Source organism: Polynucleobacter ibericus, assembly GCF_018687955.1.
GTDB classification, from domain to species: Bacteria; Pseudomonadota; Gammaproteobacteria; order Burkholderiales; family Burkholderiaceae; genus Polynucleobacter; species Polynucleobacter ibericus.
Genome location: NZ_CP061309.1, coordinates 1,534,007 through 1,560,399, shown reverse-complemented (window position 1 = coordinate 1,560,399; position 26,393 = coordinate 1,534,007). Strand labels below are relative to the sequence as shown.

Here is a 26,393-nt window from a genome sequence, read left to right as displayed (position 1 = left end):
GTGCCAATGCGATAATTATTGGCATGAAAGTCTCCCAAATTCGCCAGGCTTACCTGGATTTCTTCGCCCAAAAAGGCCACCAAATTGTCCCATCCAGCCCAGTAGTGCCGGGGGATGACCCAACCCTGCTATTTACCAATGCAGGTATGAATCAGTTCAAAGACGTATTTTTGGGCTTTGATAAGCGCCCCTATAACCGCGCTACGACCGCCCAAAAGTGCATCCGGGCCGGCGGAAAGCATAACGACCTAGATAACGTTGGCTATACCGCCCGTCATCACACCTTTTTTGAAATGCTCGGAAATTTCTCCTTTGGAGACTATTTCAAGAAGGACGCGATCCAGTTTGCTTGGGATTTATTGACTCAAGTATTTCAGCTGCCAAAGGAAAAACTCCTGGTTACGGTGTATGCGGAAGACGATGAGGCTTTTGAAATTTGGAATAAACAAATTGGCATTCCTGTTGATCGCATTATTCGGATTGGCGATAACAAGGGTGCACGTTACGCATCAGACAATTTCTGGATGATGGGTGACACCGGTCCGTGCGGTCCTTGCACTGAAATTTTTTATGATCACGGCGATCATATTGCTGGCGGCCCTCCAGGTAGCCCAGATGAAGATGGCGATCGATACATCGAAATTTGGAACAACGTCTTCATGCAATTTAATCGCGACGAGGCGGGTGTAATGCATCCACTGCCTAAGCCTAGTGTCGATACAGGCATGGGTTTAGAGCGTATTGCGGCAGTCTTGCAGCACGTTCATTCTAATTATGAGATTGACCTCTTCGTCAACCTCCTCAAGGCTTCCAAGGCGGCAGTAGATGCTGCTGGCGGTGAGAATTGTGATCCAGATAGTCCTTCACTCAAGGTGATTGCTGATCATATCCGCGCATGCAGTTTCATTGTGGTGGATGGCGTTATTCCAGGTAATGCAGGTCGTGGATATGTGCTGCGTCGTATTGCACGTCGTGCGATTCGTCACGGCTACAAACTAGGCGCACGTAAACCATTCTTTTATCAAATAGTGCCAGCACTCGTCAAAGAAATGGGTGACGCTTATCCAGAATTGCGTGCTGCACAAGATAAGGTGAGCGAAGTCATTAAACAAGAAGAGGAGCGTTTCTTCCAAACTATCGCTAACGGTATGGAAATTTTGGATGGCGCTTTAGCTGGGGGTGCAAAAGTAGTCGATGGTGAAACTGCTTTCCGCTTGCATGACACATTTGGTTTTCCATTAGATTTAACTGCTGACGTATGTCGCGAACGTGGTGTAACGGTTGATGCCGAAGGTTTTGAAGTGGCGATGCAAAAGCAGCGCGATCAAGCAAGAGCTGCCGGTAAGTTCAAGGTCGCACAAGGCTTAGATTACAAAGGCACGCCAACTCAATTTCACGGTTACGACACCCTAAAACATGAGGGCGCGAAAGTAACCGCCCTTTATGTAGATGGTTCAGCTGTGCAATCCGTGAAAGCAGGTGATGCAGCAGTGATTGTTTTGGACAATACCCCTTTCTATGCTGAATCTGGTGGCCAGGTTGGCGACAAGGGTGAGCTTCGTAATGAAAGTATTCGATTTGCAGTCGAAGATACTTTTAAGATTCAGGCCGATGTATTTGGTCATCAGGGTGAAGTTTTAGAGGGTGAGCTCAAAGTAGGCGATGTAATTAATGCCTTGGTTGATACCCAACAAAGAACCGATACGATGCGCAACCACAGCGCTACGCATATCTTGCATAAAGCATTGCGTGAAGTATTGGGCGATCATGTCCAGCAAAAAGGTTCCTTAGTAGACGCTACCAAGACTCGCTTTGACTTTACGCACAATGCGCCCATCACTGCAGAGCAGATTCGTCGTATTGAAGATATCGTGAACCAAGAGATTCTAGAAAACACCGCAACTTCAGGCAGGGTAATGTCCTTAGAAGATGCGCAAAAGACCGGTGCCATGATGCTCTTTGGTGAAAAGTATGGTGATGAGGTTCGCGTTCTAGAGATTGGTTCTTCCAAAGAGCTCTGTGGTGGTACGCATGTAGGCCGCACGGGTGATATTGGTAGCTTGAAGATTGTTTCGGAGGGCGGCGTTGCTGCAGGGATCCGCCGTGTTGAGGCAGTGACTGGTAATAATGCCCTTCACTTCCTGCAAGGCTTAGAAGATAAAGTCAACGAGGCTGCAGCAATTCTCAAAACCCATCCTGGAGATTTAGTGAATCGTGTGGCACAGCTTCAAGAAAGCTTGCGTCAAGCAGAGCGTGAATTAGAGAAAGTGAACTCTAAGTTAGCTGCAAGCCAGGGCGATGAGTTGGCTGGTCAGGCAGTAGAAGTGAATGGCATCAAAGTACTTGCTGCTCGAATGGATGGTGCTGATGCTGGTGTACTACGCGAAACCATGGATGCTCTTAAGGCAAAACTCAAGACCGCTGCCATTGTGTTGGCCTCCGTTCAGGGCGATAAGGTGAGTTTGATTGCTGGGGTGACTGCTGACTCAATTGGTAAAGTGAAGGCGGGTGATCTCGTCAACTTTGTTGCGCAACAAGTGGGTGGTAAAGGCGGCGGTAAACCAGAAATGGCGATGGCTGGTGGAACTGACCCTAGTAAGTTAGGCGTAGCCTTAGAGGGCGTTAAAGACTGGGTGGCAAGCAAATGAGTGAAGCAGTGAATATTGCTTTTAATGCAGAAGTTGATGCCATTGGTATGAACTGTCCATTGCCTATCCTGCGCACCAAGAAAGCTTTGGCAACCATGCAGTCAGGTGAAGTCTTGAAGATTAAGGCAACGGATGCGGGTGCCGCTCATGATTTTCCTGCTTTCGCTAAGCAAACTGGTAATGAGTTGCTTGCTAGCACTACCGAAGGCGATGTATTGGTTTTCTTTATGAAGCGCAGATAAGAATAAGTCTGTCATTCATCCTTCTGAGTAAGCAATAAAACAAAAGGCAGAGATTAGTCTCTGCCTTTTTAATTTCTGCTTAAGGAGCTTACTTTAAAGACCAGCTTCTTAGGTATTCCGCAAACTCTTCGCCGACTTCTTGGTGGCGCAAGGCGAAATCTACTGAAGCTTTAAGGTAGCCCAGTTTGCTACCGCAGTCATAGCGCACGCCATCATATTGATAGGCAAATACAGGCTCTTCTTTTAGCAAAGCGGCAATTGCATCTGTAAGTTGAATTTCGCCGCCTGCACCAGGTTTTACATTGCGAATGTGATCAAAAATTTTTGCGGAAAGCACATAACGACCCACAACTGCTAGGTCAGAAGGGGCATCTGCTGGCTTTGGTTTCTCAACGATGCCATTCAGGTGATAGATACCTTTGCTGACTTCATCGCCGGAGACGATTCCATAAGAACCACTCTTTGCTGGATCGATTTTTTCTACCGCTATTACAGAGCCTTCTCGCTCATCGTAGACTTTTAACATTTGGGAGAGCACTGGAGGCTTTCCATCCAAAAGATCATCGGCCAAGATTACTGCAAATGGATCGTCGCCCACTACTCGTGCCGCGCAGAGAACAGCATGACCTAAGCCTAGTGGCTCTGCTTGTCTAATGTAAACACAATCTACATTGTCGGGTTTAACGCTGCGAACTAGTCGAAGGAGGTCCTGCTTATCCTTAGCTTCTAGGGCTGCCTCTAATTCGTAAGCTTTATCAAAGTGGTCCTCAATCGCACGTTTGCTGCGGCCCGTAACAAAAATTAACTCTGTAATACCGGCGGCAACCGCTTCATCAACAGCGTACTGAATCAGTGGCTTGTCCACCACATTGAGCATCTCTTTTGGGCTGGCTTTAGTGGCAGGCAAAAAGCGTGTACCAAATCCTGCAACAGGAAATACAGCCTTAGTGACTTTTTTGGAGCCGAAATGGATTGACATGAATGATCCGTTCTAATCGTTTTCTTTATTTAAGACGCTCTAATTGTGCAACAAGCTTCTCATGGTTTTGCTCAAAGCCGGCAAGACGTTGTTTTTCTTGGGCTACAACTTCGGCTGGGGCGCGAGCCACAAAGCTTTCATTAGTCAATTTACCCTTGGCTTTATTGATTTCATTGGCAAGGCGGTCAATTTCTTTGCCTAGGCGTATGCGCTCTGCAGCTACATCTACCTCAATCTTGAGTAGGAGCTTGATATCGCCTACTAGGGCAATAGGTGCACCTGGAGCATCTTTCTCTAAAGCGGATTCATCGCTGTAGATTTTGACTTCAGTTAACTTGGCAAGAGCCATTAAATAAGAGGTCGCTTTTTCTAAGAATGCTTGCGGTCCAAAAATCCAGAGCGGTACTTTTTGACCTGGTGGCACTTGCATCTCACCGCGCAGGTTGCGGCAAGCATCCACGATCGCTTTGATCTGTGTAACCCAAGCTTCGCTTTGCTCATCAATCTTTTCAGGTTGAGCAACTGGGTAGGGCTGAAGTGCAATCGTTTGTTTAGTTTGCTGGGCTAAATCTTTTCCAGACTTCGGCCCAACCGTTTGCCAAAGTGTCTCAGTGATGAATGGAATCAATGGATGCGCCATGCGCAAGATGGTTTCTAGAACACGCAATAAGGTGCGGCGAGTTGCGCGTTGTTGCGCTGGTGTGCCGGTTTGTAGTTGTACCTTAGCGAGCTCTAAATACCAATCGCAATATTCGTCCCAGACAAATTGGTAAATACTGCTCGCGATATTGTCAAAGCGATAAGCCTCAAATCCTTTGGCTACTTCGGCTTCTGTTCTTTGAAGTTGGGAAACAATCCATTTATCGGCAGGAGAAAAGTCTAAGTAACCCTCTGGTCCGCATTGGTTGTCACAAGGCGCTAAGCCATTTTCCTCATCATTGCCCGAGCAGTTCATGAGTACAAAGCGCGTGGCATTCCAGAGCTTATTGCAGAAATTGCGATAGCCTTCACAGCGCTTTTGGTCAAAGTTGATATTGCGCCCAAGTGAAGCTAATGATGCAAAGGTAAAGCGCAAGGCATCAGTACCAAACGCAGGAATGCCATCCGGAAACTCTTTTTTGGTTTTCTTGCTAATACTCTCTGCTTGTTTCGGGTTCATGAGGCCGGTAGTTCTTTTGCCTACTAACTCTTCAATCTGAATGCCGTCAATCAAATCAATTGGATCCAAAGTGTTGCCTTTGGATTTGCTCATCTTCTGGCCTTCAGCATCGCGTACTAAGCCGTGTACATAGACGGTGTGAAATGGCACCTTCCCAGTGAAGTGACAGGTCATCATGACCATGCGTGCTACCCAGAAGAAGATGATGTCAAAACCGGTCACTAGAACGGATGAGGGTAGGAAGTGATTCAAAGCAGGCGTTTCTTCTGGCCAGCCTAATGAGCTAAATGGCACCAGGGCAGAGCTGAACCAAGTATCGAGAACATCAGGATCACGATTCAATTTGCCGGTGTAGCCTGCAGTAGCAGCCTTAGCCTGAGCCTCTTCCTCAGATCGCCCTACAAAAATTTGCCCATCTTCACCATACCAGGCCGGGATTTGATGACCCCACCAGAGTTGACGAGAGATACACCAGTCCTGAATATTGGCTAACCACTGGGTATAGGTATTAATCCAATTTTCTGGCACAAGCTTAATGTCGCCTTTAGTTACAGCATCTAAAGCGGCGCCAGCGATCGATGAACCGGGTTGATATTTGTTATCTGGACTTGGTTTGGACATAGCAACAAACCATTGGTCTGTGAGCATCGGCTCAATAATCGTTTGGGTACGATCACCACGAGGAACCATTAATTTATGAGGCTGAACTTTTTCCAATAAACCTGCAGTATCTAAATCTGAAACTACTTGTTTACGAGCTGCAAAACGCTCCATACCTTGATAGGCGGCTGGAGCATTCTCATTAATTTTGGCATCCAAAGTCAGGATGTTAATCAGCGGTAGTTGATGACGTTGGCCTACTGCATAGTCATTAAAGTCATGCGCAGGAGTTACCTTGACAACGCCAGTACCAAAGTTCAAATCTACATAGTCATCAGCAATGATCGGAATTTGACGATCGCATAAAGGTAGATTCACTGATTTACCAATGAGGTGTTTGTATCGCTCATCCTCTGGGTTAACCATGACGGCGACGTCGCCCAGCAGGGTTTCAGGGCGAGTAGTAGCAACAGTGAGGTGACCAGAGCCATCGGTTAACGGATAGCGGATGTGCCACATTGAGCCATCTTCTTCTTCACTCACGACTTCTAAATCAGAAACTGCAGTACCCAAAACTGGATCCCAGTTCACTAAGCGTTTACCGCGATAAATTAAACCTTGCTCATGCAAGCGCACAAAAACTTCCACTACTGCTTTGGACATCTTGCTGTCCATCGTGAAATATTCTTTACCCCAATCGATCGATGCGCCTAAGCGTCGAATTTGCCTAGTGATGGTGTTGCCGGAAGTTTCTTTCCACTCCCACACTTTTTCTAAAAACTTTTCACGGCCCAAATCATGACGAGAAACTTTTTGCGTATCAAGCTGACGCTCAACAACAATCTGAGTTGCGATACCTGCGTGATCGGTGCCTGGTACCCACAAGGTATTTTTGCCTGACATACGGGCATGGCGGATCAAGCCATCCATGATGGTTTGATTGAAAGCGTGCCCCATATGAAGGGTGCCGGTCACATTGGGTGGTGGCAGTTGAATCGAAAAATCACCCTTGCCTTCATCCATTGTGGAATCAGCAATACCCCGACGCTCCCACTCTGGACCCCAGTAGGCCTCTATCGGGGCGGGTTCGTAGGATTTGGCGAGCTCGTCCGCTGAGCTGGCCGCTGGTGAATTAGGGGTATTTGAGGCATTTGGCATAAGAGGCAAATTATAATTGGGCTGATGTACTCAGACTTGCTCGCGAACCTCAATCCAGAACAGCGCGAGGCAGTGACCCTCCCGCCCGTAAATGAAAATGGCCAAGCCCAGTCAGCCTTGATTTTGGCTGGGGCAGGGAGCGGCAAGACTCGCGTCCTTACCACCCGTATAGCTTGGTTGATTCAGACTGGCCAGGTATCCCCTATTGGCGTCCTGGCAGTGACCTTTACCAATAAGGCTGCCAAAGAGATGATGCTTCGCCTAAGCGCCATGTTGCCGATTAATACTCGGGGTATGTGGATCGGCACCTTTCACGGTCTCTGTAACCGTTTATTGCGGGCGCACCATAAAGAAGCGGGTTTGCCGTCGACTTTCCAGATTTTGGATACCCAGGATCAGCTGTCGGCAATCAAACGCCTTCTAAAAGGTTTGAAGGTTGATGATGAAAAGTATCCTGCCAAGCAATTGCAGTACTTTATTGCGCATGCCAAAGAGCGTGGACAGCGTGCAAAGGATTTAGCGGTTGGCGATGATTTCCAGGCCAAGATGGCGCAACTCTATGCTGCTTACGATGAACAGTGTCAACGTGAGGGTGTAGTTGATTTTGCAGAACTCTTATTGCGTAGCTATGAGTTGCTCAAACATAGTGAAGCGATTCGCACGCATTACCAAGAGCGTTTCCGCCATATTTTGATTGATGAGTTCCAGGATACCAATGCCTTGCAATATGCTTGGCTCAAATTATTGTCTGGTCACGATGCGAGTCGTATCAATGTCAGTGGTATGGGTAGTAGTTCCGTATTTGCTGTTGGAGATGATGATCAAAGTATTTATGCTTTCCGTGGAGCCGATGTTGAAAACATGCGCTTATACGAGAAGCAATATCATCCCTTGATGGTGAAGCTAGAGCAGAACTATCGCTCGCATGGACATATTTTGGATACAGCAAATCATCTGATTGCAAACAACTCCGAGCGTCTTGGTAAAAACCTACGCACTGATGCTGGACATGGGGAGCCGGTCCGTATCTATGAGGCGCCAAGTGATCATGCAGAGGCTGCATGGTTAGTGGATGAGATTAAGGCCTTGGTAAATAGCGGTATCAAGCGTACTGAAGTCGCATTGCTCTATCGCAGCAATGCCCAGTCACGCATTATTGAGCATGCCCTATTTTCAGCGGCTATTCCATATCGCGTTTATGGCGGCTTACGATTCTTCGAGCGCGCCGAAATTAAACATGCTCTTGCTTACTTACGCTTGCTAGAGAATCCGAATGACGACACCTCTTTTTCACGGGTGGTGAATTTCCCCACTCGCGGAATTGGCGCAAGATCGATTGAGGCATTGCAAGATGCTGCAAGAGCGCAGCAGTGCTCCTTGTACTTGGCAGCCTCCACATTGGATGGCAAAGCCGGGGCTGCACTTGGTGGATTTGTACGCTTAGTGGATCATATGCGGGAAGCAACGCGTCACAATACTTTACCTGAAACCGTTGAGTTCGTGATACAGCATAGCGGCTTGATACAGCATTACCTCTCAGAGCGCGAAGGACAAGATCGCGTAGAGAACTTACAAGAATTAATTAATGCTGCCACCGCATTCATTGCTGAAGAAGGTTATGGTCAAGATGCTGCAGCTGCGATGTTGCCTGGTGAAAATGCCCCAGGCGTTGTCGAGGTTTCGCCCTTGGCTGCCTTTTTATCCCATGCTTCGTTAGAGGCCGGCGATAACCAAGCCCAAGCAGGTCAAGATGCTGTGCAGCTGATGACCGTACACTCAGCTAAGGGCTTAGAGTTCACCTCTGTCTTTATTACCGGTCTTGAGGAGGGTTTATTTCCCCATGAGAACAGCGTAAATGAGCAGAATGGTTTGGAAGAAGAGCGTCGCTTGATGTACGTAGCAATTACTCGTGCGAAAGAGCGCTTATACCTCTCGCACACCCAATCAAGAATGCTACATGGTCAAGTGCGCTACAACATGCCTTCCCGTTTCCTTGAAGAGCTGCCATCGGATTCATTGAAGTGGCTTACCCCTAAAGCGAGAGATGCGCGGTGGGGCGGCGGTAACTCAAGATCTGGATCTACTTGGCAGGATGGCTATACCCGTCAGCGCGAATATGAATCTAATGACTTTTTTGATTCGGGCTCTGAACGCCAGAGGCCGGCTAAGCGAGTTGGCTCTGCTTCACTGGAAGTGAAAAGATTGGCTTCGCCACCACGTGGAAATTATCCCTTCACGATTGGGCAGAATGTATTTCATACCAAGTTTGGTGAAGGGCGCGTGACTGGCTTAGAGGGCGTAGATGCTGATGCGCGAGCGCAAGTGAACTTTAAGCGCCATGGTATTAAGTGGCTGCAACTCAGTATTGCAAAGCTTGCTGCGATTGACTGATTAATCAGTTAAACAGGCAAAGCTACCTCATCTTCTGCAAAGCAAGCCTTCCAGGTCGCATAGAAAGAGCAGTGCATTACTGTGAGGCCGGCCATGGAGATAGGGGCAATTACGAATGAGGCTGCTTGACCTAAGTTGATGGCATCAAAAAGCATTCCTACCATTAACGGAATAGCAATCAAAATGGCGCTCCAAATGGAGAGATATAAAAAGAATGCTGCCTTATTAGTCCAGCACGCTAAGCAGCTGGAAAAAAGGGCCTGAGCAACTGACATATCTGCCCACGCTACCAATACTGGTGAGAACCACATCAACATCGCTACAGGTACGTAGAGCATTGCTCCAAAGAAAAGTACTAGGTAAACCTGGCGCAATGCTTCGGGTGTAATGGGTTTATCACTAGTCATTAATGGGAGTAGTAATTCAAAATCAACTAAGAGGCTGAGGATAAAACTCAGCAACAAAATCATGCCGGCATAAACCAAGCCTAATTGCAAAATTCTTTTGCGAATACTTAGGCCTGATTGGAGTGCAATCAAATACACAATTGGCCTAATTCGTTCTTTTTGAATGGCCTGGCGACAGGCTGTCATAAAGCCAACAGAAAGGGTTGGCGTAAGAACTAGCACGGCAAAAACACCAATCACCGGAATCATGACCGCTAGTTGTGCTGCAAAGACATACATAAAAACCAACATCAAGAAGCCCAAAGGATTCTGTTTAAAGAGCCAAATACCCTGTCTAATCCAGGTGTAGCCTTCTTTGGGTGCTGCGGAATTCAGTTTCATAGTGAGCGTCGGCTTAAAAGGATGCGTTCAAAGTGTGTAGGGTCATGAGGGGTCAACATCTGGGCATCTCTTGGCAGATAGAAGTCCCATAGTCTAGAAACCCAAAAGCGTAAGGCGGCAGCTCGTAACATGAGTGGCCAGCTTGCTTGCTCTTCTTTGGTGAAGGGGCGAACTGCTTGATAGGCTTTGAGGAATGACTCTAAACGCACAGGATCTAAATCTTGTTTATTTTCAGCAAGACACCAATCATTTGCGGTTACTGCAATATCAAATAACCATTTATCAGTGCCAGCAAAATAGAAGTCAAAGAAGCCGCCCAATTGATCATGAGATGCATCTGATCCTTTTGGATCGAATAAGACATTGTCGCGGAAGAGATCGCAATGACTAGCGCCTTGCGGTAATCCATCGTATTTGCCGGAGAAGAAGAATTCTTCCTGAGTTTTTAGCTCATGCATCAGCAATTCTTTTTGCGAGGTATTGAGGTATGAAAGTACTTGAGGGATTGTTTTTTGCCACCAAGCAAGGCTTCGAAGATTTTCTTGTGCTTTCGGAAAATCTTTTCCAGCCAAATGCATCTTGGCAAGCATCTCACCAACTAATGCGCAATGATTAGCCTCCGGCTCAAGTCTGGAGAGGCCTGGCAGCTTGGTAACTATGGCTGCTGGTTTGCCTTTGAGGGTAAATAAGATTTTCCCTTGCTTATTCTCAATGGGTTTGGGAACGGGTACGCCCTTATTGGCCAAGTGGCGCATAAGCTCTAAATAAAAAGGGAGCTGCTCTGCGGACAATCTTTCAAAAATGGTTAAAACATATTGCTGCTTCTTGCCATCTTTTAGGGTGTCTAAGAAAAAGTTAGAGTTCTCAATGCCACCATGAATGCCACGAATGTCACTGGCTTGGCCAATATCAAAATCTTGAGAAATCCAATTGGAAATATCTGCAAGATCGATCGGAGTAAATACAGCCATAAACCAGTGAATTCTTTTGAGATTAAAAAGGAATGCTGATGCTTGGCACGCTAATCAGGTCAGTTTCTTTTTGCGGACCAGGCATTACAGAAGTCGGTGGAGCCATTTCATAGCTGGTGTAAGGTGTTTTTACATCCACTTGATTTGGTGCATTGACATCTTTGTATTCGGTAATCGTAGTACCGTTTTTATCTTTGTACTGATAGTTCGGTTTGCGTTGTTCCGGTGTATTCGTTGATCCAGATGCGCTAACTGCTGGAGCAATCGGTTGACTATTAATACGGTTTAATTCTGAAGGGCTCAGTACCTGACTGTTATTCTGTGCTTGGGCTGGAATGGCGACAAAAAGTCCAAAAACCACCAAAACGCTCAATAGGGTGAGGCTTTGACTCATTGATCGGCTCACTAAGTTTGTTAAATAATGCATTTTTTCACCTTTTTAAGCCTACTCTCGGATGGTTCCTTAACCAGACCTGTAGGCAATTCACAACTAGATTGTACGATTGCGGTATGACTAAACATAGACTCTTGTTGGTAGACGGCTCTAGCTACCTCTATCGCGCCTTCCACGCTATGCCAGACCTCAGAAATGGGGCTGGAGAGCCTACCGGGGCTATCTATGGCATGGTTAATATGATGCGCCGAGCCCGCTCTGAGCTCAAGGCTGACCATATTGCCTGTGTTTTTGATGCCAAGGGCAAGACTTTCCGCGATGAAATGTACTCGGAGTACAAGGCGCATCGTTCTCCAATGCCCGAGGATTTAGTTAAACAGATTGAACCCATCCACGCTATGGTCAAGGCTTTAGGTTGGCCGGTATTAATGGTGTCTGGTGTAGAGGCTGATGATGTGATTGGTACTTTGGCTTGCCAAGCTACTCAAGCAGGTTGGGAAACCATCATTTCCACTGGCGATAAAGATTTAGCGCAATTGGTAAATCCTTCGGTCACTCTCATTAATACGATGACAAATGAGAAGCTTGACATTGAGGGTGTAAAAGAAAAATTTGGCGTACCTCCAGAATTAATCGTTGATTATTTATCCATCATTGGCGATACCGTAGATAACGTACCAGGCGTTCCTAAGGCAGGTCCAAAGACAGCAAACAAATGGTTAGCAGAATTTGGCAATCTCGATAACTTGATGGCGAATGCAGATCAGGTTAAAGGTGTTGTTGGTGAAAACTTGCGTGCCACTCTTCCTTGGTTGCCGCAAGCTCGTCAGCTCATTACAGTAAAAACGGATTGTGATTTATCCCCACATTTACCAAGCTTAGACGACTTGCATGCGAAATCTGAAGACGCGCCATTACTTCGTGAGTTGTTTGAACGTTATGCCTTTAAGACCTGGTTACGCGATGTCGAGAAGCAGCTTACAAGTCCAGAGGATAAAGACTCTGAGCCAGTTTCTTTCGATCTTGCAGGCAGCCCAATTGCTAATAACTCTGAAGAAAATTCGGGTGGAGAAAAGAAGGTGCGTATAGTTGCTAACGCACCAACCAAAGATTTATCGCAAGCAACTCGTGACTCACAAGATGCAATCGAACGTCATTATGAATGTGTTGTGGACGAAGCAAGTTTAGAAAAGTGGTTAAGCAAGATTGAGTCTTCTGCATTAACAGCGGTTGATACTGAAACTACTAGTCTTGATGCACTTGCAGCAGAGCTCGTTGGTATTTCTTTATCGGTGAAGCCAGGTGAGGCTTGCTACATTCCTGTAGCGCATCGTAATGGTGAAGCACAGCTTGATCGTGATTTTGTACTCACTCGTATGAAGTCTTGGTTAGAAAGCACTACGCATTTAAAGGTAGGCCAAAACCTCAAGTACGATGCCCATATTTTTGCAAACTACGGAATTACCTTAAAGGGCGTTGCATTCGACACATTGCTGGAATCATATGTGCTCGAATCTCATCTCCCGCACAATATGGATAGCCTGGCTGAGCGCCATCTGGGCATGAAAACGATTCGCTACGAAGAGGTGTGTGGCAAAGGCGTTCACCAGATTGGCTTTGATCAAGTTGATCTCAAAATTGCAACGGACTACGCGGCAGAAGATGCTGACATTACCTTGCGTCTCCATTTAGAGCTTTGGCCGCAGATTCAGGAGAGTCCGGGACTGCTCTATATCTATGAAAAAGTAGAGATGCCGGCCATGCGGGTTCTCGGCATTATGGAGCGTAATGGCATTCGGATTGATTCGGCGCTGTTGGCAAAACAGGGACAGCAAGTCGGTAAGCGTCTGCTGGAGCTGGAGGGGGAGATTCATCAGTTAGCTGGTCAGCCTTTCAATATCCAGTCACCCAAGCAAATCGCAGAAATTTTATTTGGTCAGCTTGAGTTGCCAGTGATCAAAAAGACACCATCAGGCGCGCCTTCGACTGATGAGGAAGTATTGCAGAAGTTGGCTGAAGACTATCCCTTACCTGCACGTATTTTGGATTACCGCAGCTTGGCAAAGTTGATGTCTACTTATATCGAGAAGCTCCCCCGCATGGCTGATCCTAAGACTGGTCGCGTACATACAAACTTCTCTCAAGCTACTGCAGTTACGGGCCGACTGGCTTCGAGCGATCCTAACTTACAAAATATTCCGGTGCGTACAGAAGAGGGCCGCCGCATTCGTGAAGCATTTATTCCAGCTGATGGCTGTAAGCTTTTGTCCGCGGATTATTCCCAAATTGAGTTGCGGATCATGGCGCATATTGCTGAAGATGAAAACCTCTTAACGGCATTTAGAGAAGGCAAAGATGTTCACCAAGCCACTGCCGCGGAGATCTTTGGTATTCCTTTGGATGATGTTAATTCTGAGCAGCGTCGCTACGCCAAAGTCATTAACTTTGGACTGATCTATGGCATGAGTGCTTTTGGTTTGGCTGGTAATCTAGGTATCGAACGCTCTGCTGCCCAAAACTATATTGCCAAATACTTTGATCGCTATCCAGGGGTTGCTCAATATATGGAGCAGACTCGTCTCGAGGCAAGAGAGAATGGATACGTGGAAACCGTCTTCGGCCGCCGTCTTTGGTTACCAGAGATTAAAGGCTCGAACGGGCCACGTCGCCAAGGCGCTGAACGTGCCGCTATTAATGCTCCAATGCAAGGTACTGCCGCAGACTTAATCAAGTTAGCGATGATTGCGGTGGAAGATTGGTTGGAAAAAGAACAGTTAAAAACCAAAATGCTCCTTCAGGTACATGATGAATTGGTGTTTGACGTTCCTTTGGATGAGATTGAGCTACTGCAGGCTAAGTTGCCGGATTTGATGTGCCATGTTGCTCAACTAAAGGTGCCTTTAGTGGTTAGTATTGGGATTGGCGATAATTGGGAAGAAGCACATTAAAAACTGCAGTAAAAATTGAAGCGAGGAGACAAAACAATGAGTAAAGATATTCAAAATAGTCGACGCAATTTTATGAAGACATCAGCCATTGGTGCCACCGCTATTGGCGTGGGATTTGTGGCCGCATCTGAACCAGTGATGGCTGCAGCAATTGAAACGGACTTTAAGGGTATCAAGGCAGGTGAGCAGATGATTCCTGTCGGCAGTTTTCAGATGCCAGCCTATGTATCCCGTCCTGATGCATCTAAAGGCTCACTGCCTATCGTAATAGTGGTGAGTGAAATATTTGGTGTTCATGAATATATTGCTGATATCACAAGAAGATTTGCAAAGTTAGGCTATCTTGCAATTGCCCCTGAATTTTTTACTCGCGCTGGTGATCCAAATACTTATGGAACAGTGGCAGAGATTCAGAAAAATATTGTGGCTAAAACACCGGATGTACAAGTCCTCAATGATTTGCAGGCTGCTTTAGTTTGGGCGGGTAAAAATGGTGGCGATCTCAAGCGGGTTGGCGTGACAGGTTTCTGTTGGGGTGGTCGAATCACTTGGTTATCTGCGACTTTGCCGCAAGTGCGCGCTGGAGTTGCTTGGTATGGTCGTGTCATTGGCGAAAAAACTGAAGGCAATCCACGTCATCCAGTAGATATTGCTGCCGACTTAAAGGCACCAGTACTCGGTTTATATGGAGCTGCTGATACCGGCATCTCTTTGGAGAGTGTTGAGCAGATGCGCGCAGCCCTAGCGCAAGCTGCCCCTAAAAACCCAGCTGCTAAAGCATCAATGATTGAAGTGTATCCAGATGCGCCACACGCTTTCCATGCAGACTATCGCGCCACTTATCGCGAAGGTCCTGCCAAGGATGGTTGGGAAAAATGCATTGCTTGGTTCAAGAAAAATGGAGTAGCTTAATCCGCATGTCGGTTTTACAAACTATCCTCTTAGTTACTGCCTTAGCTGGCACAGCTAGCGTGCTGGTAGCCGCTAGCTGTTCTCTGGCATTGCTGTCCAAGATGGTCAACAATATGGTCAGCTTATCAGTTGGTATTTTGTTGGCCACCGCTCTACTACATTCGCTACCAGAAGCATTTAGCATGGAGGATGCAAAACCTCAGTTCTTATTCGCCACCTTACTTGCTGGTTTATTGGGCTTCTTCTTGCTAGAGAAAATTGCTTTACTACGCCACGATCATCACCATGAAGGTGATGGTCATCACCATCATCATGGGCATGACGCTGAAAACGCTGGACGAAGTGGATGGATGATCTTGGTGGGTGATGGCATTCATAATTTTGTCGATGGCATTTTGATCGCTGCTGCTTTTATGGCTGACTATCAAGTGGGCATCTTTACTGCCATTGCGATTATTGCTCACGAGATCCCGCAAGAGATTGGCGATTTCATTGTCTTACTGAATGCAGGCTTCACGCGTACACGCGCTTTACTTTATAACTTTATTTGCGGTTTAGCGGCAGTAGCAGGTGGTGTGCTTGCCTACTTCTTCTTGGAGCGTGCACATGCGGCAATGCCGTACTTACTGGTGATTGCGTCTAGTAGTTTTATTTATATTGCGGTCAGCGATCTCATTCCGCAAATGCACCGCCGTCCACACTGGATTGAATCTTTACGTCAAACGGTATTGATTGCTTGCGGTGTAGGGTTTGTGATCCTACTTTCCTTGCTGCATTAGAGCTCAACGGGTCTTTTAGGATCTGCGCACCACTCGCTCCAGCTACCCGCGTATAGGCGAGAACCTTTAAATCCGGCAAGCTCCATTGCCAAAAGGTTATGGCAGGCAGTAACACCAGACCCGCATTGATGAATAACCTCAGAAGCCTTAATTGGCCCAAGAAATTCTGAGAACTCTTTAAACAATAGTTCTGGTGCTTTAAATGCAGTTGCACTCAGATTGTTTTTAAAGAAACGATTCATTGCTCCTGGAATATGTCCGCCAATCGGATCCAAGGTTTCATTTTGACCATGAAAGCGATCTTCGGTACGCGCATCAACTATTTTGTATTTCTGGGAATTGAGATTACTAACCACCTCATCAACTAGTACCAGTCCAGCATAGGGCATGACTGCAATAGCTTGTGTGCAAGGAGTGGGTGCCCTAGGAATATTGCCCATAGGGCCATTCCAAGCATCTAAACCGCCATCAAGAACTCGAACATTGGCGTGCCCAGTGGCTTTGAGCATCCACCACAAGCGGCTTGCGTAAACAGACCCTTGCTTATCATAGGCAACTACTAGGGTGTTGGGGCTAATGCCAAGACGAGCTTTAGTTTGTGCCCAGGCTTCTGGGCTTGGAAGGGGGTGACGTCCGTTACTACCAGTTTTTGTCCCCGATAGATCTTTATCTAGATCAACATAAATAGCGCCCGGGATATGGCTTTCTTCATAGGATTTTTTGCCGATGAGAGGGTCCACTAAATCAAAGCGGCAATCACAGAGCAATACATTTTCACCACTATTAATGATTTCTTCTAATTGGTTTGCTGAGATTAGAGGAGTCATGATGCTTCCTATATTTAGTGATGAGGGTTATTAATGAAAGGTATTAATGAAACCGTAAATTGCTAATGTCGTGAAGCTACTTTTGATTATGCGCCTGTAAAGTTCATGACGCGACGATACCACTCATGAAAATGTTGCATGCCATCTTCCATGGGGCTTTGGTACGGCCCTACTTCATTGATGCCACGTGCTAGCAGTGCTGCGCGTCCTTGGTCCATACGCTCGGCGATTTCATCATCCTCGATGCAGGTTTCCATATAGGCGGCACGTTCTGCCTCCACAAACTCGCGCTCAAATAAAGCAATTTCTTCTGGATAGTAGAACTCCACAATATTGCGAGTTTTATTTGCGCCCATTGGATGCAGGGTGGATACGCAAAGCACCCCTGGATACCATTCCACCATCACATTGGGGTAGTAGGTTAGCCAGATAGCGCCATGGCGTGGGGCTTTGCCGTTGAACTGACGTAGTACTGCCTCATGCCAGTTGCGATAGGTTGGTGAACCTGGGTTCTGTAAATCTTTATGAATACCAACGGTTTGGACGCTATGCCAATCTCCGAATTCCCAATGTAGATCTTCGCAAGATACAAACTTACCTAAACCTGGATGAAACGGCACAACGTGATAGTCCTCGAGATATACCTCAATGAATGTTTTCCAGTTGTAGTTGCAATCATGTACTTCAACATGGTCTAGTACATAGCCATCAAATTTCAGATCATCAGCAACACCAAGTTTGGCAAGATCGGTACGTACATCACGTGGGCCTTCAAACAAGAGACCCTGCCAATTTTGTAATGGGGACTTACCAAGATTTAGACAAGGTTTATCTTCGAAGTGTGGCGCACCTAATAAGTTGCCACCTAAGTCATAGGTCCAGCGATGTAATGGGCAAACAATATTATCGGCTTTGCCACGACCATTGAGCATCAATGCTTGACGATGGCGACAAACGTTGGAAAGTAGTTCCACGCCGGATTCATTGCGAACGAGGATGCGACCTTCGTTTTCTGCTCTTAAAGTTTGATAGGAGCCGATTTCAGGCACCATGAGTTCGTGACCAACATAGCCGGGACCCTGCTTAAAAAGCAGTTCGATTTCCCGCTGATACAAATCAGCGTCAAAATATGCCGAAACCGGCAGTTGTAAATTGGACGGCGCAAGCTGCTGCGCGGTAGCCAGATTAGTCATTCTCCCCACCCCCGAAAACGTCAGCCGAAGCTAAGCGGAATAACCAATCCAACCATCGACGGATCGATATTGGAAAGGAAGGGATGGATTATACCCATCCAAGGAGCTTCTCGCTTTAAGATGTAGGGCTATCTGTGTGAGAAATACCAAGGAATCCAGCATATGCCAGCCAAGAAGTCAGAGAGTCAAAAACCCGGTCTTGAGGTCCAAATTGACCCCAACTTGCGCTATGAGCAAGCCGTCAAGGAGCTTGAGAAGCTTATTTCCGATATGGAGTCCGGCAAATTTTCCTTAGAAGAGACCTTGCTAGCCTACCAACGCGGTGCCGCTTTGTTAAAGCATTGCCAAGGAATGCTAGCCCAAGTTGAGCAACAGGTTCGGGTATTCGAGGCTTAATTGAGCAACACTTTTCAATTCCAAGAGTGGATAAATTCCCACTCCGAACGAACTGAGTCAGCCTTAGAGCGCTTACTCGATTCTGCACAAACCACACCACATCGTTTGCATGAGGCAATGCGTTATGCAGCGCAGGGTGGCGGCAAGCGTATACGTCCGCTATTAGTTTACGCTGCTGGTGAACTGAGTAATGATGGAAAAGCAGAAGCTGTTTCATTGGACGCTGCCGCAGTTGCGATTGAATGTATTCATGCCTACTCCTTGGTGCATGACGATTTACCCTGTATGGATGACGATGATTTGCGTCGCGGTCGCCCAACCGTACATAAAGCTTTTGATGAAGCTACTGCGCTGTTGGTTGGTGATGCATTGCAAACTCGTGCCTTTGAGATCCTAGCAGCTGCAAACTGTGATGCGCAGGTTCGTCTAAAAATGATCTCTGCTTTAGCAGCTGCCTCTGGTTCACGCGGGATGGCTGGTGGTCAGGCAATTGATTTAGAGAGCGTTGGTAAGAAGCTTGATCTGCCAGGCTTAAAACAAATGCATGCCATGAAGACCGGTGCGTTATTGTCCTGCGCTGTAGAACTGGGTGGTATTGCTGCGCAACTCAATCAAACGCAATTGGCGCATCTCGAGGCATACTCAAAAGCCTTGGGATTGGCGTTCCAGATTGTCGATGATGTACTGGATGCTACTGCTGATAGTCAAACCTTGGGAAAAACAGCCGGCAAGGACGCTGCAGCGAATAAGCCGACCTATGTGACCTTGATGGGTTTAGACTATGCGCAGAAGCAGGCTAAAGAATTACAAGAAGTAGCAATCGCTAGCTTAGATAGTTTTGGTGCTCAGGCGCAAGCATTAAAAGATTTGGCTCTCTTGGTTGTCAATCGCGGCAAATAAGAGATACATGAGAAATATAAGAGAAATTCATTAGTACAGATTATTTAGATTCGATGACTTTACATTCCATTAACTCCCCTGACGATCTCAAAAAACTCACACGTGAAGAGTTACCTGCTTTAGCTGATGAGTTACGTGAGTTTGTTTTGGATTCTGTTTCTAAGACAGGTGGACATCTATCCTCCAATTTAGGAACGGTGGAGTTATCGATTGCTTTACATTACGTATTTGATACCCCAGACGATCGTATCGTTTGGGATGTGGGACATCAAAGTTATCCACATAAGATTTTGACGGGTCGTCGTGAGCGAATGAATACCTTGCGTCAGTACCAGGGTCTCTCGGGATTTCCGCATCGCTCGGAAAGTGAGTTTGATGCTTTTGGTACTGGGCACTCGTCTACTAGTATTTCTGCGGCGATGGGTATGGCTCGTGCGTTCCAAACTAAAGGCGAGCGTCAGGTAGCTGTAGCGGTGATTGGTGATAGCGCTATGACTGGTGGCATGGCTTTCGAGGCTATGAATAATGCCGGCGTGTATGACGATATACCATTGGTTGTCATACTGAATGACAATGATATGTCGATCTCACCTGCGGTGGGTGCACTCAATCGTCACCTAGCCAGATTACTAAGCGGCAATATATATTCTGCGACCAAAAAGGGAATTGATAGCGTGCTGTCGATTGCACCACCCTTGCGGGAGTTTGCTAAGCGCCTTGAGGATCATGCCAAGGGTATGGTTTCTCCCTCAACGATTTTCCAAGAGTTTGGCTTTAACTATTTTGGCCCAATTGACGGTCATGATTTAGATGCTTTGATTCCGATGCTGCAGAACGTACGTCGCCTTGCCCTTGAGGGTCGGGGGCCACAGTTCCTGCACGTAGTGACCAAAAAAGGTCAGGGCTATGAGTTAGCCGAAGCAGATCCAGTGCTGTATCACGGCCCTAGTAAATTTAATCCTGAAGAGGGTGTGAAAAAAGCGGCCACTAGCAAGAAAACTTTTACACAAGTTTTTGGCGAGTGGCTATGCGACATGGCACATGCAGATCCTTTGTTGGTGGGTATAACGCCAGCGATGCGTGAAGGTTCAGGTTTGGTTGAGTTTGAAAAGAATTTCCCAAAACGTTACTACGATGTAGGCATTGCTGAACAACATGCCGTGACATTTGCAGCGGGTATGGCATGCGAGGGTATGAAGCCGGTTGTAGCGATTTACTCTACTTTCTTGCAGCGTGCGTATGACCAGCTCATTCACGATGTTGCGTTACAAGATCTGCCAGTGTTGTTTGCATTGGATCGTGCCGGCTTAGTTGGCGCTGATGGTGCTACACATGCTGGTGCATATGACATTCCATTTTTACGCTGCATTCCGAATATGTTGGTGATGACACCAGCGGATGAGGCGGAGTGCCGTGATTTATTAACAACCGCTTTTCATCAACCGCATCCAAGCGCAGTGCGTTATCCACGTGGTGCTGGTGTAGGCGCAATTCCTTCAAAAGAGTTGCGCACACTGCCCATGGGCAAGAGTGAGGTTCGTCGTAAATCCACTGCACCTGCGGGTCAGCGTGTGGCGATATTGGCATTCGGTACTTTGCTCTACCCTGCGCTCGAAGTGGCTGAGGGTATTGATGCAACGGTTGCCAATATGCGTTTTGTAAAGCCGCTTGATGTAGATTTAATTCAATCACTCGCTGAGGACCATGATTATTTCGTGACGATTGAAGACGGCGCAATTGCTGGCGGTGCTGGTAGCGCATGTTTAGAGGCGTTATCGAATCTTGGTATTCATAAGCCCCTCCTGCAATTAGGTCTTCCTGATCAATTTATTGAGCATGGCGACTACAGCTTGCTGATGACCAAGTGTGGCCTGGACGTAGAGGGTATCGCCAACTCTATCAAACAGCGTTTTCCAGCAATATTGGCCGTAAATTCAGCACTTGTAGGCAAATAAGCTGGTTTTGCCTGAAAATAGAGCCATGAATGACATGAATCCCGCTTTTCTCAAGCCTAGCGCAATGCCTGACGTGCAATCCACGCGGGACGAGCGCGCTTTACCGATTGAGCAAGTTGGTATTCGTGGCGTGCGTCATCCGCTGACGATTCGTAGCGCGACAGGGAACTTTCCATCGGTTGGCACTTTTGAGATGGATGTGGCATTGCCTGCGCATGTGAAGGGTACCCATATGTCTCGCTTTATGGCTTTGCTACAAAAGCAAGATATTGCAGTAGACAGTACTTCCGTTGTCGCAATGGTGCGTGAGATGTTGCCATTGCTCGATGCCAAGGAAGGGCATGTTCAATTTACCTATACGCACTTTGTTAAAAAAGCTGCTCCGGTTTCCGGAGTTGAGAGCTTGATGGATTACGAAGTGACTTGGATGGCGACTGCCAATCAGAATTCAAAAGGCATTACTGATGTTGAATTAGGTTTGCGTGCTCAAGTCCCAGTAATGAGTTTATGTCCGTGCTCTAAAGAGATTTCTGATTTTGGTGCGCATAATCAACGCTCGCATGTAACGATGTCAGTGGTGCTAGATACGGAAACCAGGATGACAGTAGAAGATTTGGTGACTGCTGCCGAGAGTGAAGCATCTAGTGAGTTATGGGGTCTACTTAAGCGCCCTGATGAAAAGTGGGTGACCGAGCGCTCATACAGCAACCCGAAATTCGTGGAAGATTTAGTACGTGACGTGGCCGGGAACCTCAAGGCAGATCAGCGTATTCGGTCTTTTGTAGTTGAAGCCGAGAACTTCGAGTCTATTCACAATCACAGCGCATTCGCTAGAATTAGCCACAAGAAATAAATAACTGCAGATAAGCAATCAATTTATTTCAGATTATTGCTTTGTAAATCCCAACGGGGTTTGATATCAAAGGCTCCAGAAGTTGTGGAGCCATTATTTTTGGCAAGCATACGTAGCGCCCCAGCAAAAGCGATCATCACTCCATTGTCAGTGCAGAGCTCAAGTGGTGGATAGTGCACTTCAAAGCCATTCTTCTTCGCCTTGTCATTGAGTGCTGTGCGCAACTGTAAATTCGCCCCCACGCCTCCAGCGAGCACTAAATGTTTGCAACCAGTTTGCTTGAGTGCTTTTTCAGATTTACTTATTAGCACTGCCACGATTGAGTCGACAAAACTTCTAGCGAGGTTCGCATGAAATTGTGCGATCTCATTTGCGTCAACAATATTTTTCTCAGAAAACTTTTTAGTTTGATTAAGGACTGCAGTCTTTAGACCTGAGAAAGAAAAATCTAAATCACCCGAATGCAACATTGGTTTTGGTAAATCAAACATTCCGGGGCGACCTTGTTCTGCTAATTTAGAAATTGCAGCGCCACCCGGGTAATTTAGACCAAGTAATTTGGCGGTTTTATCGAAAGCTTCGCCAGCAGCATCATCCAAAGTCTCACCAAGAAGCTCGTATTGGCCAATGCCGGAAACTTTCATGAGTTGGGTGTGGCCGCCCGATACCAGTAGGGCAATAAATGGAAATTGGGGGGCTGTTTGGCCCAAAAGCGGGGAGAGCAGGTGTCCCTCTAAGTGATGTACCCCAATAGAAGGTAGATTAAGTCCCTGAGCTAGTGATTTAGCAAAGGCACTGCCTACCAGGAGGGCGCCAGCCAGTCCTGGCCCTTGGGTGAAGGCTACGGCATCAATATCGGCCAATTTGAGGTCCGATTGGGCTAAAGATTGGTCTAAAAGGGGTAAAACTCGACGAATATGGTCTCGGGAGGCTAATTCGGGGACAACGCCCCCATAATCCCGGTGCATGGCGATTTGGGAGTGCAAACCTTGGCCCAGTATGCCCTGGAAGGCCGGTTTACCCTCTTCCCAAGGCGTGGTGTTGTATAAAGCCACCCCGGTCTCGTCACAAGAAGTTTCTATTCCTAAAACAATCATTTTTTCGCTTGGTCGTGCTAGAATCGCAATTCAGTTAATTTTTCGATATCTATCGAGCATATACGAGTTAAATAAGTATGACTACAGTCCGCCTCCGCGAAAACGAACCATTTGAAGTGGCATTGCGCCGTTTCAAGCGCACCATTGAAAAGAATGGCCTTTTGACAGACTTGCGTGCACGCGAGTTCTACGAGAAGCCAACGGCTGAGCGTAAGCGTAAGAAGGCCGCAGCTGCTAAGCGCCATTACAAGCGTATTCGCAGCCAGATGTTGCCTAAGAAGCTTTACTAATAGAATTTAAAAGCTCTCTTCACCGAGAAGCTTTGAAACCCGCTGACGGTGAAACGCAGCGGGTTTTTGCTTTCTGAATCACCATCAATCAACATCAGGAATGAAGTCATGAGCTTAAAAGATCAAATTACCGAAGATATGAAAAATGCTATGCGCGCAAAAGAAGTTGAGCGCCTAGGAACTATTCGTCTTTTGTTGGCAGCGATTAAGCAACGTGAAGTTGATGAGCGCATCGTGGTTGATGATGCCGGTGTAGTTGCAACTGTTGAAAAAATGATTAAGCAACGCAAGGATTCTATTTCTCAGTTTGAAAAAGCAGGGCGCGATGATTTAGTGGCAATTGAAGCTGCCGAGATGGTGATCTTGCAAACTTACTTGCCTGCGCAGTTATCCGATGCTGAGGTTGAGGCTGCAGTGGCTGCTGCCGTTGCCTCTACAGGTGCTGCTGGCCCACAGGATATGGGTAAGGTTATTGGCGTGCTGAAAGGTCAATTGGCTGGCAAAGCAGATATGGGCAAAGTTTCAGGCTTAGTAAAAGCCGCACTCGCCAAGTAAGTATTCAAAAAAGAGAAACAGTTTCATACTCGCCCTATGGCACTCATTCCACAATCCTTCATTGCCGATCTTTTAAATCGGGTTGATATCGTTGATGTGGTTGGGCAGCATGTTAAGTTAAAAAAAGCGGGTGCAAACTTTCAGGGTTTGTGCCCTTTTCATTCAGAGAAGTCTCCTTCATTTTCAGTATCTCCGACTAAACAGTTTTATCACTGCTTTGGTTGTGGCGCACATGGATCAGCGATTAGTTTTTTAATGGAGTATTCCGGCCTTGGTTATGTAGATGCGATTGAAGATCTTGCGCGTTCGGCAGGATTAGATGTACCACGTGAAGAGTGCACCGCAAATGATGTAGCAAGACAACAGCAAGCTATGGCGCTGAGTGAAGTGATGAGTTCAGCTGCAGACTGGTATCGCCAGCAACTTAAAGGCAATACCCGTGCAGTTGAATATCTCAAAGGCCGCGGTCTTACGGGTGAAATAGCGAAGCGCTACGCTTTAGGCTATGCGCCTGATGGCTGGCAGGGCCTGGAAGCTGTGTTTGGCACTTATTCCAATGACGAAATAGCAAAGACTTTGGTGGAAGGTGGCTTGCTGATTCAGGGCGAGCAGTCTGAAGGGGCACCAATCAAGCGCTATGACCGTTTTCGCGATCGCATTATGTTCCCAATTCGCAATCCCAAAGGACAGACAATTGGCTTTGGTGGGCGCATTTTGGATCAAGGCGAGCCTAAGTATTTAAATTCTCCAGAGACACCTTTGTTCTCCAAAGGAAATACTCTTTATGGGTTGTTTGAAGCAAGACAAGCTATTCGTGGACAAGAATATGTTCTCGTTTGTGAAGGTTACATGGATGTCGTTGCTTTAGCGCAATTGGGTTTTCCGAATGCAGTAGCTACTTTAGGAACAGCATGCACTGCAAACCATGTGCGCATGCTATTGCGCCAAACCGATAAAGTAGTGTTCTCATTTGATGGTGATGCTGCAGGTCAACGTGCAGCACAGCGTGCGCTAGAAGCTTGTTTGCCTTTGATGTCGGATGATAAAGAAATTCGTTTCTTGTTTTTGCCAACCGAGCATGATCCTGATAGTTACGTGCGAGCTTATGGAGCGCCTGCTTTTGAAAAGGTTATCAAAGAAGCGATGTCTATCTCCAGCTTCTTCTTTAAGGTGGCGAGCGAAGGCCATGAGTTAACCACGCCTGAAGGCAGAGCCCATACGCATCATGCCGCTAAGCCGCTGTTGCTCTCCATGCCGCCAATCGCTTTGCGAACCCAAATCTTGCGTGAGCTAGCGATTCGGACCAATACAACCCCAGCAGAACTCGAAGCGTTTTGTGGTTTAACAGTGGCGCCTGCACCCGTTCGCCAAACTACTTATCAGCCAGTTCAAGCGCGGACTCAAAGTGGGCAAGGCAACCAGGGTAATCAGAATAATTTTTCGAGTAATCGACAGGGTGCTCCATGGCAGGCATCCAAAGGTTCCGCAAAACGCGTGGCTACTCATAATATTGAACCACCCAAAGCGCCAACCGATTTGGCAGAGCAAATGTTACGCGTCATTATTCAGTTTCCGCATTTGGGAAAAGCCTTAGATGCGAATAAGCGCGAGCTTGCATTTAAGGCTGCAGAACAAAGATCTGCAAAAGCACATGCGTTAATGAAAGATCTTTTGTCGCAGTGTGACTTAGTTGAATTCATTCCAGGTGAGGGCAATAAACCGGCAGTCGCAGGCGCTGGGGCATTTGCCATGTTCCAGGATCAGCTCTCACGTAGCGAGTTCGCTCCTTTGTATGAAGTGCTCAGAAATCGTGTAATGGGATCCGATCTAGAGCTTGAAGGTGCTGCCGCTGATCTTGATGGAGCATTCAAAAAACTGGAATTAATCCATCTCAAGCAAGAAATGACCGAAATTGCCCAAAAGATCGCTGGAAGCACCGCTTCCGAGCAAGATAAAGCCCGTTATCGGGAATTGGGCGAAAAGCTGAAATTCTTCTAAGAATTTCTGTAAAGACCCCTAGAAATTCCCTGAAATTACCCCATATTTTTAGGAAGAATAGGGTCCAAAAAGTCGCAATCGACTATAATCCTCTGTTCCCAAGAAAAAACCGATTTAATTCAGCCACTTGCGCTTTATTTTAATGAAATTTGGGGTAAGTGAGTAAGTGAGTTACGCGGGGCTGTGTTTCTTCAGTCGATATCAACAACAGTAATGTGAGTAAGTGCTAATAAATGCCAAATACCAAGACCAAAAAACCAGCTCCAAAAGCAAAAGCTCCAGCTAAACCAGTAGCTAAAGCAAAAACTCCAGCTAAAACAGCAGTCAAAGCAAAAATTCCAGCCAAGCCAGTAAAAGCTG

Annotated in this window: 21 protein-coding genes; 13 read left to right on the top strand and 8 right to left on the bottom strand. The window is 46.8% G+C overall.

What is annotated here, in order from left to right:
* Positions 1–23 precede the first annotated feature (23 nt).
* Together alaS and AOC20_RS07945 are read left to right on the top strand one after the other, a co-directional pair.
* Positions 24–2,648 carry an alanine--tRNA ligase gene (gene alaS, locus AOC20_RS07950; protein WP_215360052.1) on the top strand — a complete coding sequence of 875 codons (2,625 nt, stop codon included), beginning with the start codon at positions 24–26 and terminating at the stop codon, positions 2,646–2,648.
* Positions 2,645–2,890: a sulfurtransferase TusA family protein gene (locus AOC20_RS07945; RefSeq protein ID WP_371816860.1), complete on the top strand. Its 246-nt coding sequence runs from the start codon at positions 2,645–2,647 to the stop codon at positions 2,888–2,890. Before alaS ends, AOC20_RS07945 begins: the two co-directional genes overlap by 4 nt.
* 88 nt (positions 2,891–2,978) lie before the next feature.
* On the opposite strand, the gene galU is transcribed toward AOC20_RS07945, so the two are convergent.
* The gene (gene galU, locus AOC20_RS07940; protein ID WP_215360050.1) at positions 2,979–3,869 is read right to left on the bottom strand and encodes a UTP--glucose-1-phosphate uridylyltransferase GalU; all 891 of its coding nucleotides are present in this window, start codon (positions 3,867–3,869) and stop codon (positions 2,979–2,981) included.
* 25 nt (positions 3,870–3,894) lie between these two features.
* Positions 3,895–6,786 (bottom strand): valine--tRNA ligase, encoded by a 2,892-nt coding sequence (locus AOC20_RS07935; protein ID WP_215360048.1) that lies wholly within the window; start codon positions 6,784–6,786, stop codon positions 3,895–3,897.
* Between the two features lie 24 nt (positions 6,787–6,810).
* Between AOC20_RS07935 and AOC20_RS07930 the strand changes: the two genes are divergently transcribed.
* Positions 6,811–9,177, top strand: coding sequence for a UvrD-helicase domain-containing protein (locus AOC20_RS07930; protein WP_215360046.1), 2,367 nt, complete (start codon positions 6,811–6,813; stop codon positions 9,175–9,177).
* 8 nt (positions 9,178–9,185) lie between these two features.
* Here the strand turns inward: AOC20_RS07930 and AOC20_RS07925 are convergent, their stop codons facing one another.
* The 3 genes from AOC20_RS07925 to AOC20_RS07915 are packed head-to-tail and all read right to left on the bottom strand — an operon-like array spanning position 9,186 to position 11,330.
* Positions 9,186–9,965: a BPSS1780 family membrane protein gene (locus AOC20_RS07925; RefSeq protein ID WP_215360044.1), complete on the bottom strand. Its 780-nt coding sequence runs from the start codon at positions 9,963–9,965 to the stop codon at positions 9,186–9,188.
* Complete coding sequence (locus tag AOC20_RS07920) at positions 9,962–10,936, bottom strand: homoserine kinase (RefSeq protein WP_215360042.1); 975 nt, start codon at positions 10,934–10,936, stop codon at positions 9,962–9,964. Before AOC20_RS07920 ends, AOC20_RS07925 begins: the two co-directional genes overlap by 4 nt.
* 22 nt (positions 10,937–10,958) lie before the next feature.
* Positions 10,959–11,330 carry a hypothetical protein gene (locus AOC20_RS07915; protein WP_251373081.1) on the bottom strand — a complete coding sequence of 124 codons (372 nt, stop codon included), beginning with the start codon at positions 11,328–11,330 and terminating at the stop codon, positions 10,959–10,961.
* Positions 11,331–11,446: 116 nt separating this feature from the next.
* On the opposite strand from AOC20_RS07915, the gene polA reads away from it, so the two are divergent.
* The 3 genes from polA to AOC20_RS07900 are packed head-to-tail and all read left to right on the top strand — an operon-like array spanning position 11,447 to position 15,969.
* Complete coding sequence (gene polA, locus AOC20_RS07910; RefSeq protein WP_215360038.1) at positions 11,447–14,278, top strand: DNA polymerase I; 2,832 nt, start codon at positions 11,447–11,449, stop codon at positions 14,276–14,278.
* 36 nt (positions 14,279–14,314) lie between these two features.
* Positions 14,315–15,190 carry a dienelactone hydrolase family protein gene (locus AOC20_RS07905; RefSeq protein WP_215360036.1) on the top strand — a complete coding sequence of 292 codons (876 nt, stop codon included), beginning with the start codon at positions 14,315–14,317 and terminating at the stop codon, positions 15,188–15,190.
* A 5-nt stretch (positions 15,191–15,195) separates the two neighbouring features.
* Positions 15,196–15,969: a ZIP family metal transporter gene (locus AOC20_RS07900; RefSeq protein WP_215360033.1), complete on the top strand. Its 774-nt coding sequence runs from the start codon at positions 15,196–15,198 to the stop codon at positions 15,967–15,969.
* On the opposite strand, the gene AOC20_RS07895 is transcribed toward AOC20_RS07900, so the two are convergent.
* Positions 15,966–16,796, bottom strand: coding sequence for a sulfurtransferase (locus AOC20_RS07895; protein WP_215360030.1), 831 nt, complete (start codon positions 16,794–16,796; stop codon positions 15,966–15,968). The genes AOC20_RS07900 and AOC20_RS07895 overlap by 4 nt on opposite strands.
* An 86-nt stretch (positions 16,797–16,882) precedes the next feature.
* A complete protein-coding gene (locus AOC20_RS07890; RefSeq protein WP_215360027.1) occupies positions 16,883–17,989 on the bottom strand; it encodes an aromatic ring-hydroxylating oxygenase subunit alpha in 1,107 nt (368 codons plus the stop codon).
* Positions 17,990–18,151: 162 nt separating this feature from the next.
* Here AOC20_RS07890 and xseB point away from each other — a divergent pair, with 162 nt between their 5' ends.
* From xseB to folE2, 4 genes are read left to right on the top strand one after another with little or no spacing between them, the layout of a single operon-like run.
* On the top strand, positions 18,152–18,385 hold the full coding sequence (xseB, locus tag AOC20_RS07885) for an exodeoxyribonuclease VII small subunit (protein WP_215360025.1): 234 nt from the start codon (positions 18,152–18,154) through the stop codon (positions 18,383–18,385).
* Positions 18,386–19,285, top strand: a complete 900-nt coding sequence (locus tag AOC20_RS07880; protein ID WP_215360022.1) for a polyprenyl synthetase family protein — start codon at positions 18,386–18,388, stop codon at positions 19,283–19,285.
* A gap of 53 nt (positions 19,286–19,338) precedes the next feature.
* The gene (gene dxs, locus AOC20_RS07875; protein ID WP_215360020.1) at positions 19,339–21,240 is read left to right on the top strand and encodes a 1-deoxy-D-xylulose-5-phosphate synthase; all 1,902 of its coding nucleotides are present in this window, start codon (positions 19,339–19,341) and stop codon (positions 21,238–21,240) included.
* 25 nt (positions 21,241–21,265) lie between these two features.
* Positions 21,266–22,093: a GTP cyclohydrolase FolE2 gene (gene folE2, locus AOC20_RS07870; RefSeq protein ID WP_215360017.1), complete on the top strand. Its 828-nt coding sequence runs from the start codon at positions 21,266–21,268 to the stop codon at positions 22,091–22,093.
* 23 nt (positions 22,094–22,116) lie between these two features.
* Here the strand turns inward: folE2 and tsaD are convergent, their stop codons facing one another.
* Complete coding sequence (gene tsaD / locus AOC20_RS07865) at positions 22,117–23,190, bottom strand: tRNA (adenosine(37)-N6)-threonylcarbamoyltransferase complex transferase subunit TsaD (protein ID WP_215360014.1); 1,074 nt, start codon at positions 23,188–23,190, stop codon at positions 22,117–22,119.
* Positions 23,191–23,267: 77 nt separating this feature from the next.
* Between tsaD and rpsU the strand changes: the two genes are divergently transcribed.
* From rpsU to dnaG, 3 genes are all read left to right on the top strand, one after another.
* Positions 23,268–23,480, top strand: a complete 213-nt coding sequence (gene rpsU / locus AOC20_RS07860) for a 30S ribosomal protein S21 (RefSeq protein ID WP_011903537.1) — start codon at positions 23,268–23,270, stop codon at positions 23,478–23,480.
* A gap of 108 nt (positions 23,481–23,588) precedes the next feature.
* Positions 23,589–24,035, top strand: coding sequence for a GatB/YqeY domain-containing protein (locus tag AOC20_RS07855; protein WP_215360011.1), 447 nt, complete (start codon positions 23,589–23,591; stop codon positions 24,033–24,035).
* Positions 24,036–24,071: 36 nt separating this feature from the next.
* On the top strand, positions 24,072–26,033 hold the full coding sequence (dnaG, locus tag AOC20_RS07850; RefSeq protein ID WP_215360010.1) for a DNA primase: 1,962 nt from the start codon (positions 24,072–24,074) through the stop codon (positions 26,031–26,033).
* The last annotated feature ends 360 nt before the right edge of the window (positions 26,034–26,393 follow it).

Coding starts and splice junctions, on each gene's coding strand:
- alaS (WP_215360052.1), top strand. CDS start 24: ATGAAAGTCTCCCAAATTCGCCAGGCTTACCTGGATTTCTTCGCCCAA.
- AOC20_RS07945 (WP_371816860.1), top strand. CDS start 2,645: ATGAGTGAAGCAGTGAATATTGCTTTTAATGCAGAAGTTGATGCCATT.
- galU (WP_215360050.1), bottom strand. CDS start 3,869: ATGTCAATCCATTTCGGCTCCAAAAAAGTCACTAAGGCTGTATTTCCT.
- AOC20_RS07935 (WP_215360048.1), bottom strand. CDS start 6,786: ATGCCAAATGCCTCAAATACCCCTAATTCACCAGCGGCCAGCTCAGCG.
- AOC20_RS07930 (WP_215360046.1), top strand. CDS start 6,811: ATGTACTCAGACTTGCTCGCGAACCTCAATCCAGAACAGCGCGAGGCA.
- AOC20_RS07925 (WP_215360044.1), bottom strand. CDS start 9,965: ATGAAACTGAATTCCGCAGCACCCAAAGAAGGCTACACCTGGATTAGA.
- AOC20_RS07920 (WP_215360042.1), bottom strand. CDS start 10,936: ATGGCTGTATTTACTCCGATCGATCTTGCAGATATTTCCAATTGGATT.
- AOC20_RS07915 (WP_251373081.1), bottom strand. CDS start 11,330: ATGAGTCAAAGCCTCACCCTATTGAGCGTTTTGGTGGTTTTTGGACTT.
- polA (WP_215360038.1), top strand. CDS start 11,447: ATGACTAAACATAGACTCTTGTTGGTAGACGGCTCTAGCTACCTCTAT.
- AOC20_RS07905 (WP_215360036.1), top strand. CDS start 14,315: ATGAGTAAAGATATTCAAAATAGTCGACGCAATTTTATGAAGACATCA.
- AOC20_RS07900 (WP_215360033.1), top strand. CDS start 15,196: ATGTCGGTTTTACAAACTATCCTCTTAGTTACTGCCTTAGCTGGCACA.
- AOC20_RS07895 (WP_215360030.1), bottom strand. CDS start 16,796: ATGACTCCTCTAATCTCAGCAAACCAATTAGAAGAAATCATTAATAGT.
- AOC20_RS07890 (WP_215360027.1), bottom strand. CDS start 17,989: ATGACTAATCTGGCTACCGCGCAGCAGCTTGCGCCGTCCAATTTACAA.
- xseB (WP_215360025.1), top strand. CDS start 18,152: ATGCCAGCCAAGAAGTCAGAGAGTCAAAAACCCGGTCTTGAGGTCCAA.
- dxs (WP_215360020.1), top strand. CDS start 19,339: ATGACTTTACATTCCATTAACTCCCCTGACGATCTCAAAAAACTCACA.
- folE2 (WP_215360017.1), top strand. CDS start 21,266: ATGAATGACATGAATCCCGCTTTTCTCAAGCCTAGCGCAATGCCTGAC.
- tsaD (WP_215360014.1), bottom strand. CDS start 23,190: ATGATTGTTTTAGGAATAGAAACTTCTTGTGACGAGACCGGGGTGGCT.
- rpsU (WP_011903537.1), top strand. CDS start 23,268: ATGACTACAGTCCGCCTCCGCGAAAACGAACCATTTGAAGTGGCATTG.
- AOC20_RS07855 (WP_215360011.1), top strand. CDS start 23,589: ATGAGCTTAAAAGATCAAATTACCGAAGATATGAAAAATGCTATGCGC.
- dnaG (WP_215360010.1), top strand. CDS start 24,072: ATGGCACTCATTCCACAATCCTTCATTGCCGATCTTTTAAATCGGGTT.